General features: G+C 70.8%; 15 protein-coding genes. 14 read left to right on the top strand and 1 reads right to left on the bottom strand.

The features are described from left to right. Positions 1-111: 111 nt before the first annotated feature. The 3 genes from AH6_RS43480 to AH6_RS42170 all read left to right on the top strand — a co-directional run bounded on the left by AH6_RS43480 (position 112) and on the right by AH6_RS42170 (position 2,737). Positions 112-333 (top strand): hypothetical protein, encoded by a 222-nt coding sequence (locus AH6_RS43480; protein ID WP_157431303.1) that lies wholly within the window; start codon positions 112-114, stop codon positions 331-333. 187 nt (positions 334-520) lie between these two features. After that, positions 521-1,018 carry an ATP-binding protein gene (locus tag AH6_RS06630; RefSeq protein ID WP_067475260.1) on the top strand — a complete coding sequence of 166 codons (498 nt, stop codon included), beginning with the start codon at positions 521-523 and terminating at the stop codon, positions 1,016-1,018. 885 nt (positions 1,019-1,903) lie between these two features. Further along, complete coding sequence (locus AH6_RS42170; RefSeq protein ID WP_083982320.1) at positions 1,904-2,737, top strand: hypothetical protein; 834 nt, start codon at positions 1,904-1,906, stop codon at positions 2,735-2,737. A 58-nt stretch (positions 2,738-2,795) separates the two neighbouring features. Here the strand turns inward: AH6_RS42170 and AH6_RS06645 are convergent, their stop codons facing one another. Further along, positions 2,796-3,461 (bottom strand): GntR family transcriptional regulator, encoded by a 666-nt coding sequence (locus AH6_RS06645; RefSeq protein WP_067475266.1) that lies wholly within the window; start codon positions 3,459-3,461, stop codon positions 2,796-2,798. A 167-nt stretch (positions 3,462-3,628) separates the two neighbouring features. Here AH6_RS06645 and AH6_RS43485 point away from each other — a divergent pair, with 167 nt between their 5' ends. From AH6_RS43485 to AH6_RS06695, 11 genes are all read left to right on the top strand, one after another. Continuing rightward, on the top strand, positions 3,629-3,775 hold the full coding sequence (locus AH6_RS43485) for a hypothetical protein (protein WP_157431304.1): 147 nt from the start codon (positions 3,629-3,631) through the stop codon (positions 3,773-3,775). Between the two features lie 113 nt (positions 3,776-3,888). Beyond that, a complete protein-coding gene (locus AH6_RS06650) occupies positions 3,889-4,203 on the top strand; it encodes a WhiB family transcriptional regulator (protein WP_245679204.1) in 315 nt (104 codons plus the stop codon). Further along, entirely contained in the window at positions 4,203-5,120 is a 918-nt protein-coding gene (locus AH6_RS06655) for a DUF4097 family beta strand repeat-containing protein (RefSeq protein ID WP_067475272.1), read from the top strand. The genes AH6_RS06650 and AH6_RS06655 overlap by 1 nt, the downstream gene beginning before the upstream one ends. Continuing rightward, positions 5,117-5,596 carry a hypothetical protein gene (locus AH6_RS06660; protein WP_067475276.1) on the top strand — a complete coding sequence of 160 codons (480 nt, stop codon included), beginning with the start codon at positions 5,117-5,119 and terminating at the stop codon, positions 5,594-5,596. The genes AH6_RS06655 and AH6_RS06660 overlap by 4 nt, the downstream gene beginning before the upstream one ends. 2 nt (positions 5,597-5,598) lie before the next feature. Next, complete coding sequence (locus AH6_RS06665; RefSeq protein ID WP_067475279.1) at positions 5,599-7,326, top strand: type IV secretory system conjugative DNA transfer family protein; 1,728 nt, start codon at positions 5,599-5,601, stop codon at positions 7,324-7,326. Further along, entirely contained in the window at positions 7,323-7,718 is a 396-nt protein-coding gene (locus AH6_RS06670) for a hypothetical protein (RefSeq protein ID WP_067475282.1), read from the top strand. Before AH6_RS06665 ends, AH6_RS06670 begins: the two co-directional genes overlap by 4 nt. 85 nt (positions 7,719-7,803) lie before the next feature. Further along, entirely contained in the window at positions 7,804-8,205 is a 402-nt protein-coding gene (locus tag AH6_RS06675; RefSeq protein WP_067475285.1) for an RRQRL motif-containing zinc-binding protein, read from the top strand. Then, the gene (locus AH6_RS43490; protein WP_067475288.1) at positions 8,202-8,390 is read left to right on the top strand and encodes a hypothetical protein; all 189 of its coding nucleotides are present in this window, start codon (positions 8,202-8,204) and stop codon (positions 8,388-8,390) included. Before AH6_RS06675 ends, AH6_RS43490 begins: the two co-directional genes overlap by 4 nt. Positions 8,391-8,404: 14 nt before the next feature. Then, complete coding sequence (locus tag AH6_RS43495; protein WP_067475291.1) at positions 8,405-8,698, top strand: hypothetical protein; 294 nt, start codon at positions 8,405-8,407, stop codon at positions 8,696-8,698. Further along, positions 8,695-9,912, top strand: coding sequence for a DUF2637 domain-containing protein (locus AH6_RS06690; RefSeq protein ID WP_067475295.1), 1,218 nt, complete (start codon positions 8,695-8,697; stop codon positions 9,910-9,912). Before AH6_RS43495 ends, AH6_RS06690 begins: the two co-directional genes overlap by 4 nt. Then, the gene (locus AH6_RS06695) at positions 9,909-12,155 is read left to right on the top strand and encodes a DUF3631 domain-containing protein (RefSeq protein ID WP_083982324.1); all 2,247 of its coding nucleotides are present in this window, start codon (positions 9,909-9,911) and stop codon (positions 12,153-12,155) included. The genes AH6_RS06690 and AH6_RS06695 overlap by 4 nt, the downstream gene beginning before the upstream one ends. The last annotated feature ends 19 nt before the right edge of the window (positions 12,156-12,174 follow it).

A 12,174-nucleotide genomic window follows, 5' to 3' on the forward strand; every position in this document is an offset into this window, starting at 1 on the left:
GAAGCGGAGGGCGCGCGCAACCCCCGACGTCCTCGATGATGGCGGCAAGTGATGGATGCCTGGACAGAGCCACTGCACCGGCTGAGCCGATCGCTGCGTTCCGCAGGTGTAGTGACCACGCTGGACACCACATCACGGGTGATACCGCGTTTGAAGGTCACCGGCAGGCGCAGCGTGACCGTGGGCTGCTATCCCCTGGGCAGTCTCGGATTGAGACTCTCGGCTGAGCTTGATGGCGATCTGGTGAGCCCGTTGATCGACCTCGGGGCTCCCGCACCGGAGCGTTCAGCCCAGATCATTCGCCGCATCCTGGAACTGGCCGGCCACCGGTAAAGCCGATGTCGGCTTACAGAAGATGCCCAGGCGAACATTGCCGCGCTTCACCGCAGAGTTGGTTCCGGCAAACCATAGGAATCCGAATCTTGATCTATTGGCGCAAGGTGTTCAGTGATGCTGACCCGGCCGCTGCGAATGCACCGGCTGCCACCCGGCAGCGGGCGGCGACCCAAGGAGGAAACGCATGAGGAGAACCACGCGACGTGAGCTGTTGTCGGCGGAGGAGTGGGTGGGGGCGTCGCCGCTGGTGTGGCGGCGCGCCTACCCCGGCCGTAAGGAGCAGGTGTCGGTCGCGCGTCGGTTCGCCGAGTCGCTGTTCGCCGCTGGTCACTGCGCGGAGGCAGTGGGGTTCGCGGTGAGCGAGCTGGCCACCAACGCTCTCCGGTACACCCGCTCGGGCGATGACGCGGGCTGGTTCGGTGTCGAGATCGTCGATGACGATCCGGTGTACGTGGCCGTTACCGACCTGGGCGGCGACAAGGTGCCGGTGCTGTGGCCGGAGAGCATCGGCGACCAGTACCGCGAGCACGGCCGGGGCTTGCGGGCCTTGTCGACCATGGCCATCGCGCTGGGCGTCCACGGCAGCCCCGCCCTTGGCCACACCGTCTGGGTCGACTTGGACCCGCTCGCCGACCTTAATGACGACCTCACTAGCCAGAAGGAAATTCTGCTGGTCGTGTAGGGAGGGACCAGCCTGTTCATACCAGGCTGGTCCCTCGTGGCCAGGATAACCACCGCAAGAACTGATGGCCTCGCCTTCGCCCGTTTTCGGGCAAGGCGGGGCTATCCGCTTTTCCTGGACGAAGTCGAGGTAATGAGACCCGAACTCATCAGCCTTGCTCACCCGTAACCTGCGATCAGGAGTGTCGCTCCTGGCGGCATCTGTTCTTGCTGGTGAACTCGGAAAAGCGGTGACGTAAACCTCCGTCATTGGTAACGCAGGCTCGGTCACCAAGACACAGGCGGCTCACGGGAACGCTCAGGCTGACCACCGTCAGCATCCGGCGGCTTCCCGCGATGGCCGACCTGGTCACCGCCGGACACATCCTCGGGATCGGCCGCACCAAGTCCTACCAGCGCTCCCGCACCGGCCAACTTCCCTGCCGCATCCTGCGTGTGGGCCGCAACTACCGATGATCGTCGGTCCCGGGACGGGACGCCGGACAACCACCGAGCAGCCACGGCGGCAAATCACCCCAAACACGGCGCAGGGCGAACGCGACATATTCGCGTTCGCCCTGGTCAAACGGGGTGGGTCGCGTGGGACTCGAACCCACAACCTACGGATTAAAAGTCCGTCGCCGTTTGGCCGGACTGATCACAATGGATTGCGTCGGGCCAGTTCAGTGCGTGCGCCGGACAGCTATGGACGTCGCTGGACAGGGGCGGACTGCAACCCAAACTGCAACCCGTCCGGCACCCGCATGCGTCCGCCAGGTGCATCTCGGCCGTCACTCCGGGGCCCCCGAGGTCACAGCCGATGGGCGCTTCGATCCGCCGGCCCCGCCCACCACCACGGTTTCGGCAAGTCCTGGACCATCGGTGTGTGGTGGGGGAGACTCGCAGCATGGCCAAGCTGACCATGACCTCAAGCCGGTGGGACGAAATCACTGCACTGCTGCAGGATGAGCAGGGACTAAGGGTCAAGTACCCCAAGGTGGCCGAATATCTGGACATGGCGGCACAACTGGCGGGAACTGGTGACGCTCAAGCAGACGCACAGTTCGACTTGCGATTCGTGCACTACATGACCGGTGGCAGCGCCGTGAGTTCAAATCCGTACTGGGACATCGTTGAGCCATTTGTAGCCGAGCATGACGGCCGCCGAGTGGTGAGCGATGGCGAAGCGGGAATGAGTGCACGTCTCGCTTTTGCGCAGATGCTCTTGCAAGCAACATATGCGTACGCGATTCCTGCCCCGCAAACCATCGAATGGGTAGCGGACTTCTGCGCAGATCTCCCAATCATAGAACTTGGAGCCGGGCGAGGTTATTGGGCGGCACAGTTGGCCCGCTCTGGGCTGACCGTCGAAGCGTACGACTCGGAACCGCCGGACAAGGCCAGGAACGTCTCATTCCCTGGCGCGGCCGGTCAGGCTGACATCTGGCACCCTGTCGGGGGGCTGACTGAGTTCGCGGCACGTGCGCGGTCGGCGGATTATGCGCTGTTCCTCTGCTGGCCGCCTGGTTGGGGGGATGCGATGTCGTCTGAGGCGCTCACGATGTTCGAGGATGCCGGGGGCGAACGACTGCTCTACGTCGGAGAACCAAAGGGCGGAAAGACGGGCAATGATGCCTTCTTTGATGCTCTGTCCGCTCGGTGGCGACTGGAGACCGTAGACCCGAACTTCGTTTCATGGGGGACAGAGAAGGACGTGGCGCAGGGCTGGGTTCGAATCTGACCCCACGCACAGCAGAAGGGGGTGGCCGACGTGTCGGCCACCCCCTTCTGCTGTGTCCCTACTTGAGGGACATGCGGAACACGAACGCGTCGTATCGACCCCTGGGGTACGACACATCGGAGATCATGATGATCCGGTCATCGGCTGCAATGAACCGCTGGTGAACCGACTTGACGAGGTCGCCGGGCGTCGTCCGCAGCCATTCGGCATGCACCGGCGTCGGCAGCTTGTCGGAAATCGTCTCCTCCAGGAAGTCGGCCCCGGAGATGTCGATGACGTCCAACGGCTGATAGGTGTCCGAGATCGAGATCGGCCGGCCGTCCTCGGTGGCCCGGGTGACGACGTGCTTGATCTCTGCCCCCACCGGAACGCCGAGGGCCTCCGCGAGGTCGTTCGTAGCGGGGATCTGTTCGGTCTCTCGCTCCACCTGGATCTGCTGGTCTGACTCGTTCTGGAACGACCGCTCGGCGGCCTCCAGCTGGCGTTCGGGGGACACGCGGACGAGGTTGGGCCGGTCGGCGACGAAGACCCCCCGTCGCCGCACAGACCGAACGAGCCCCTGGCTCTGGAGGAGTTCCAGGGCCTTCCGAACCACGATGTCTGACACGCCGTTCTGCTGCGCGATCTCGGCGTAGCTCGGGAGCTGCATGCCGGGCGGGAGTTCCCCCCCTCGGATGCGTCGGGCGTACTCGCCCGCGATGCGGACGTAGGCCGGTTCTGCCACTGAGTGATCAGTCCCTTCGGGCACTCTTCGATGTCACTCCTACCAGCGTATACGCAGCAACGTATACCTAGCCCTTGTGCGTATACGAAGTTGCGTATACGCTCCTGTTCAGTGACCTACTCCGCAGGGAGAAACCCCGGGAGTACTGGGCAAACAGGAGGTTTCGCGTGTTCCCGCAGAAGTCCAGCAACATCCCGCAGTGGATCGCCGGTGTGGCGGTGGCGATCTTCGCGATCAACAACCCGGAGAAGGCCGCTGCGCTGGTCAACCAGGTCATCAACGCCATCACGACGTTCGCCGGTTCGCTGGGCTGACACCGGCCATGACCACCGGCTTCCCGACGCAGGCGCGGTCCGGCGCACAAGCCGCCAAGCACGCCGCTGGACCGCCCTGCCTCCGACTGATCACGCACCCCAAGGAGATGCGCGTGTCCCGTCGCCTGTCCGTCCTGGACACCCCGCCCGGTCCGCTGCTGGACGTGCGGGGCGCCCCCGCCGCCGGTGCGCAGTGCCGGTTCGACCCCGAGTTGCACACCGGTCCCGACGCCGAGGAGTCGCCCGCCGAGCGGGAGGCCCGCGAGCTGGTGGCCGCCGAGGTGTGCCGGACCTGCCCGCTGCGCCTGGAGTGCCTGGCCTACGCGCTGGCCACCCGGCCCGAGGTCGGTGTGTGGGGCGGTCTGACCGCCGCCCAGATCGCCGCGCTGCCCGACCGCCCGACTGACGAGTTGAAGGACGTGGCCTGATGACCGTACGCACGCTCACCACCACCGACACCGACCGTTTGGCGCTGAACCTGGAGGTGCCCGCCGGCACCATCCAGGTGACCGCCGAGCCCGGCCGGCGCACCGCCGAGGTGCGCGTCACCGCGCTGGGCGACGACCCGGCGGTTGCCGCCGCCGTCCGGGACGCGCACCTCACCTGGGACGCCGAGCGGGGCGAGCTGGCGGTGAAGATCCCGCCGATGCAGGGCGGTGCCACCACGATCCGGCAGAGCTTCGGCACCGTGACCGCCGGCGCGACGGTGGTGGGCGCGGTCATCTCCGGCGACTTGATCAGCATCGGCAACGCCGTGGGCGGCCTGATCATCGTCAACGGCCAGACCGTGGCCGGTGGTTCGATCGAGATCGACGCCTACGTTCCCGAGGGCGCCGCGCTGACCGCCGTCACCGGCTCGGCGTCGCTGACCGCGACCGGCGAGTACGGCCCAGTGGTCTACAAGACCACCTCCGGTGACCTGACGGTGGGCGGTGCCCGCCTGCTCAACGCCCGCTCCACCTCCGGCGACGTGCGCGCCGAGGTGGTGGACGGCCGCGCCATCGTGGGCAGCGTCTCGGGGAACGTGCGCATCGGCCGCTGCGACCACACCGAGGTGACCACCACCTCCGGTGACATCACCCTGGCCGACTTCGGCGGGTACGCCGAACTGACCTCGGTATCGGGCGACATCACCGCCCACGCCACCGAGGGCGCCCGCATCACCGCCCGCGCCGTGTCGGGCGATGTGCACATCACCGCCACCGCCACTGCGCTCGCCGAGGGCCTGCACACCGCCGCCAACTCGGTGAGTGGTCGCGTGACGTCCCCCACCGGCCAGACCGACCAGACCGGCGGCGCGACCCGTACCCGCCGCCCGCGCCGCACCACCGGCGGTGCCCGGTGACCGGCTCGGCGGTGGTGTTCGCCGCGGTGTTCGTGGCGCTGTACGCCGGTCACGAGGTGGGCGACTACTGGTTGCAGACTCACCACCAGGCGTGCGGCAAGGGCGCCCCCGGCTGGGCCGGCCGCGTCCTGTGCGCTCGGCACGTGGTGGCCCTGACCGCCGCCAAGCTCGCCGCCCTCACCCTGGCCGTCCTGGTGTTGGCGCTGCCGTTGAACCCCTACGCCACCGCCGTGGCGCTGCTGGTGGACGCGGTCTCGCACTACTGGGCCGACCGCCGGACCACCGTGGCCAAGCTCGCCGCGCTGCTGGGCCGCACGGTCGTCCCCGGCAAGGGCGAGTTCGTGGCGCTGGGCGCGCCCCGGCCCGGCCGCGACGACAACCCCACGCTGGGCACCGGCGCCGCCGCCCTGGACCAGTCCTGGCACAAGGTGTGGTTGTTCATCGCCGCCCTGATCACGGCCGCGGGGGTGGGCTGACCATGGAGTTGACGCCCAAGCACGCCATGGTGGGGGCGGTGTCGGCCGCCGCGCTGACCGCCCAGACCTCCCCGGAGTTGCTAAACCTGCCGCCGGTCCCGTACGCGTGGATGACGCTGGCCGCCTACGGCGCCTGGCAGGCCCGGACCGGTTGGGAGCGGTTGGCCGCCGGCCGTACCCCGCGCGGTCGGCGCCGCAAGAACCGTTACCAGGGCACCGCATCGGCGGTTGAGCTGCACCGGCGGTTGTCGGCGCGTGCGGTCCGCAGGCACGGTTCCCGTACCCGCCCGATGCTGGACGTGCGCGCCGCCGAGGTGACCGAGGTCGGGGTGGCGATCGGCCGTGTGCACCGGTGGTCGCCGCGCCTGTTCGGCACCGCCGAGGACTCCTACCTGCTGGTGGCGCCGCCGCGCACCGGCAAGACCGGCTGGATGGCCGGTGCGGTGCTGGATGCGCCCGGCGCGGTGGTGGCCACCTCCACTCGCGTGGACCTGCACACCCACACCGCCCTGACGCGCGCCGACCGCGGCCCGGTGTGGGTGCTCAACCCCGACGACATGGGCGCGGTGCCTTCCACGCTGCGGTGGTCGCCGCTGGTGGGGTGCCACCTGCCCGGTGAGGCGATGCAGCGCGCCGGTTACCTGCTGGACGCCACCGGCTCCGGCGGTGACGGCAAGGACGCGTTCTGGAGCGGGCAGGCCCACACGTTGCTGCGGTTGATGCTGCACGCCGCCGCGCTGGCCGAAGGCGACCTGCGGGATGTGTACCGGTGGGTGTCCCACCCCGACAACCCCGCCCCGCTGGCGATCCTGGCCCACCACCCGCACGCCGCTACCGGCTGGGCTGATGAGTTGGCCGACCTGTTGGAGGCCCCGGACGGCACGCTGGGCAGCATCGCCCGCACCGCCGCCGGCGCGCTGGCGTGGCTGTCTGATCCCGCTTTGGAGCACGCCGCGTGCCCGCCGGTGGGGGAGGAGTTCGACGCCACCTCGTTCCTGCTGGACGGCGGCACCCTCTACCTGATCGGCGCCGACCGCCCGCACGCTTCCATGGCCCCGTATGTGGCGTGCCTGACCGCGTTCTTGTTCGAGCACGCCAAGCGGCTGGCCGCCCGGTCGCCGGGCGCTCGCCTGGACCCGCCGCTGACGCTGGCGCTGGACGAGGCCGCCATCATCTGCCCGGTGCCGCTGGAGCGCTGGAGCGCCGAAGCCGGCGGGCACGGTGTCACCGTGCTGGCCGCGGTGCAGTCCATCGCCCAGCTTCACGACCGGTGGGGCGAGCCGCGCGCCAAGACGATCTGGAACAACGCCACCGTCAAGTTGGTGTTCGGCGGCTTCACCGACGCCGCCGAACTGGAGGCGGTCTCCGCCATCTGCGGCCACCACGACGTGGTGGCCCACGCCCCGCGCCGTCTCCCGGCCACCGGTGGCGACCGGGAGCAGCGCCCGGCGCCGGTGCTGCGCACCGAACGGGTGCTGCCGCCCGAGCGGCTGCGGCTGCTGCCGCCCGGCCGCGCGCTGCTGCTGCACCGCACCACCCGCCCGGCCATCGTCTGCCTCAGCCCGGTATGGGACCGCCCCGACTACCGGCCCGCACCGCCCCCACAGGCCCCGATCGGCACCGTTCCCGCGCTGACGCCCCGCGGCCCGCTCCCGGCCCTGACCGCCGCCTCCCCCACTGCTCTGACCGCCGCCTCGGCACCCGCCCCCAACGAAGGGATCGCATCGTGAGCCGCTTCACCAACCTGGTCAACCTGGCCCGGCACCCCCGCACCACCGCCCAGCGCATCAAGCAGAGCGTCGCCGAGGTCCCCCTGAACTTCGACGGGACCATGAGCCGCGCCGAGCGAGCCCGCTGGCGGCAGGTCAACCGCGCCAACTACCGCGCCCTGGCCGACCTGCACGCCAGTGAGGCCCGCGACCTGCGCCGCGCCCTGCCCATCGCCCAGCGCGACCCCCGCATCTCCAAGGAGGCGATCCGCCAGGCCACCGAGTTCATGCGCCAGGGCGAGCGTGAGGCCCGGCAGTACCGCGAGCAGGAGCGCAAGTACACCCGCTGGCACGACAAGATCGGCGACCGCCGCCGCACCCGCAAGCCCCAGAACCAGGAGCGAACGCGATGACCACCCGCCAATGGGTCCGGTTCGCGATGTGGTGGCTGATGACCGGCACCTTCGCCACGGTCGTGCTCGCGCAGGTGGTGGCCCGATGACCCGCCGCTCGCCCGCCCGCTTCTACGACCCCACCGGCGCCCGGTTCGGCCTCCCCACCTACCCGTGGGGGATGGCGCCCGGTCACCTGATGACGCTGCGCCAGCTCGCCGCGTGCGGCAAGCGGCCCGGCGGTCAGCAGGTGGTGGCGCAAGTGCTGTGGCACTCCACCCGCCACACCGGCAGTGCCGGCCGCGTCCGGGTCCGCGCCGCCTACCTGTACGACGTGCGCCTGGCGCTGCCCAAGCGCGTCCCGACCGCCGCCCAGCGTGCCGCGCTCGGGAAGGCCCTGCGTGCCCGCCGCATCTGCCCCGACTGCGGCCGCGACGCCGGTTACGTGCTGCGTCGCCGGTGGGGCGTGTGCAACGACTGCGCCGACCGACAGGAGATCGCGGCATGACCGGCTACCTGACCACCCCCGGCCCCGACGACGACCAGCCGGCGAAGCCCGGCGGGCTGCTGCTCTACCTGATGTGCATCGAGTATGACCCCTGCGGCGAGTGGGACCCCTTTGAGGAGCGCCCCGTCTGCGGCTTCCCGCTGGCCGAAGGGCCCTGCCCCAACCACGGCACCACCCTGGACTGAACGGAGAACCTGCCATGACCCGCTGGACGGTGGTGACCGGCGCACAGGCCACCAAGCACGCCGCCGACACCACGACCGTTCCCCTCCGACCGATCACGACCCCCCACGGCACCCGCCCCACCCCGGCCTACAGCTCGCGCAAGCGCTGCCCCGGTTGCGGCGCGGTCTTGGACGGCGGCCCGATCCGCTACCGCTGTGCCCCGTGCGCCACCGGCTACTCCGCCGCCGACCTGGTCCCCGCCGAACGCCGCCCCGCGCCCCGGCCCGCCGACACCACCGCCCGCACCGACCTGGGGGAGGCCGCATGAGCACCCCGCACACGCCCCCGCCTTCGTTCGGCAACCCCGACCCCAACGAGCCGCCCGCGCCGCCGGTTCGGCCGTTGACCGGTAACGAGTTCACCGCTGCGGTGACGGTGGCCGCGTTGGTGGCGGTGCTGGCCCTGCTGGGCTTCGTCAACAGTTTCGCCGCCGTCGCCGACGCCGCCCGCCCCTCGTTCGGCCGGTTGGCGTGGACGGTGCCGGTCGGCATCGACCTGGGCATTGCCGCGTTCGCCGCACTCGACATCGTGCTGGCGCGCCTGGACATGCGGGTCAAGTGGCTGCGGTTGGTGCCGTGGGCGCTGACCGGCGCCACCGTGTACCTGAACGTCGCCGTGGAGCACACCGCGTTCGGCCGCATCTCCCACGCGCTGTTGCCGGTGCTGTGGGTGATCGCGGTGGAGATCGGCGCGCACGTCATCCGGGTGCGCGCCGGGATCGCCTCCGGTACCCGCATGGACGGTATCCGCGGCTCCCGGTGGGTGCTGGCGCCCTGGCCGACGCTCAAGCTGTGGCGCCGCATGGTGCTGTGGGAGATCCGCTCCTACCCCGACGCGCTGGGCCGCGAGCGTGACCGCGTGCTGGCCCGCACCGACCTCAAAGACACCTACGGTGCGCTGGCGTGGCGGTGGAAGGCGCCCCGCCGCACCAAAGCCCTGTACCGGCTGGGCGAGCTGACCCCCGCCACCCTGCCCACCGGCCTGCCCGCTGGTCTGTCCGCCGAGGTCGCCCCGGCCACCGTGACCGCCACGCCCGGCGACCTCGGCGACACCGGCCCCGACACCGGCCCCGTCACCGTGACCGCCCGGCCGGTGCCCGCGCTGACCGCCGGCCGCGCCGACACCACCCCGGACACCACCTCGGGCAGTGCACCGGACAGCGCGCCGGTCACCGTATCCGGTGGTGTGTCCGCCGCCGGGACCGGTCCCCGACCGGCCACCGTGACCGCCCGCACCCGCCCCGCCAAGTCCGCCACCCGACCGACCGCCAAGACCCGCGGCAAGACCGGCGCTGCGTCCGACCGGTTGGCCGCCCGTGCCCGCAAGCTGCTGGCCGACCACCCCGAGATGACCGGCGCCGAGTTGGGCCGCCGCCTCAAGGTCTCCGAGCGCACCGGAAGCCGACTGCGCAACCGCCTGACCACCCCGACCACCACCGAGCACGCCCCCGAGCACGCCACGCAGGAAGGCGCCACCTCATGACCACCGCCGAGCACGCCATGGGTGAGGTGATCCCCCTCCCCGTCACCACCCCCGACACCACCGCCCCGGCCACCGACCACACCGACCACGGCGCCCCCGCCACGCTGCCGGACAACACCGGCGGCACCCCGCCGATCCCGCCGCCCGCGCCCACCGACACCTCCGACAACGACGGCGACGACGACGGTGTGCTTGAGGGCCGCGTGCTGGTGGACGGCCCCGACATCGGCCGCCCGGACGTGGCCGCGCGCCGGATGGACGCCGAGCGCGCCCAGCGCCGCCCGATCGTGGCGCCGTGGCTGCGTGACCGCGACGAGGCCCGCACCACGGTGCGGTGGGCGATCGGGTACGCCGGTCACGTCACCGGCTACCACGCCGCCCGCATCCCCCTCTACGGCCTGCGGCTGGGCCTGCGCTCCCCGCGCGGGCTGTACCGGATCGCCGCCGGCACCGCCCAGTGGACCTTCGACATGGACGCCCGGACGTTGCGCGCCCACGTGGTGGACCGCAAGGACCACGACGCGTACCTGCGGCTCATGGGGGAGCGCAACGCCCGGGTGCGGGGCCGGTTGTTGGTGACCGGCGGCGGCACGGTCGGGATCGGGCTGGCCGCCGCGTCGGTGACGGCCGCCGGCGGGCTGACGCAGACGGCGGTCATGGCCGCGCTGGTGGCGGTGCTGGGCTGGATCGGCACCCCGAAAGACAAGCGCGTGCTGGACACCGCCGTGGTCTCGACCAAGGCGCCCAAGCTCACCAGCGAGATCGTGGTCCGCGCGTTGTCGGCGCTGGGCATCGCCGAGATCAACAAGGCCGTGGGCAAGGGCGGCGGCGGGATGACCTTCCCCGCCCCCATCACCCGCGACGGCCCCGGCTGGCGCGCCGAGGTGGACCTGCCGTACGGGGTGACCGCCACCGACATCATGGAACGCCGCGACCGGCTCGCCTCCGGACTGCGGCGCCCCATGGGGTGCGTGTGGCCCGAACCCGCCCACCACCAGCACGCCGGCCGCCTGGTGCTGTGGGTCGGCGACCAGGACATGAACCAGGTCAAGCCCCCGACCTGGCCGCTGGCCAAGACCGGCGCCACCGCCGACCTGTTCAAGCCCATCCCGTTCGGCACCGACCAGCGCGGACGCGTGGTCACCATCACCCTGATGTACGCCAACAAGCTCATCGGCGCGATGCCTGGCGCGGGCAAGACCTTCGCCATCAAGCCGACCCTGCTGGCCGCCGGGCTGGACTCCACCGCCGAGTGCCGGGTGTTCGAGTTGAAGGGGACCGGTGACCTGGACTTCGCCGAGAAGTTCGCCCACCACTACGGGTCCGGCCCCGACGACGCCACCATCGGCGCGTGCCTGGAGTCGCTGCGCGAGGTCTACGCCGACCTTGAGAAGCGCGCCAAGACCCTGGCCCGCCTGCCCAAGGACGTGCGCCCCGAGAACAAGGTGACCCCCCAGCTCGCGGCCAACAAGTCGCTGGGGCTGCACCCGCTGGTGTTCGTGGTGGACGAATGCCAGGAACTGTTCTCCCACGACGACCACGGCGCCGAAGCCGGTGGGCTGGCCACCGCCATCATCAAACGAGGCCGCGCGCTCGGGGTGATCCTGATGTTGGCGACGCAGCGCCCCGACAAGGACTCGCTGCCGACCGGCATCTCCGCCAATGTCGGTACCCGGTTCTGCCTGCGGGTCATGGGCCAGCTGGAGAACGACATGATCCTGGGCACCTCGATGTACAAGAACGGGATCAGGGCGACCACCTTCACCAAGCAGGACCGCGGCATCGGCTACCTGGCGGGGGAGTCCGACGAGCCGCAGATCTGCCGCGGCTACTACATCGACGGACCGGCCGCCGACCGCATCGCCGAACGCGCCCGCGCCGCCCGCAAGCTCGCGGGCACCCTGACCGGCTACGCCGCCGGCGAGGACACCACCCCCACCACCGACGACGGCGCCACCCTGCTGGACGACCTGGCCGCCGTCTTCGCGCCCGGTGAGGACAAGGCCCACTCCCAGACCCTCGTTGACCGGCTCGCCGAGCTGCGCCCGTCCGCTTACGGCGCGTGGGCCGACCTGGACGGAACCGGCAAGGCCAAGCAGCTCGCCGCCGCCCTCAAGCCGCACGGCATTACCACCCCCCAGGTTTGGGGACAGGACGAAACCGGCAAGGGCCGCAACCTCAAGGGCGTCCACCTCGACCACGTCCGCGCCGCCCTGGACACCACCCGCCACGACACCGAGTAGCCCCCGGCACCGCCTCTAG

The organism is Actinomadura hibisca NBRC 15177 (assembly GCF_001552635.1).
Classification (GTDB): Bacteria; Actinomycetota; Actinomycetes; order Streptosporangiales; family Streptosporangiaceae; genus Spirillospora; species Spirillospora hibisca.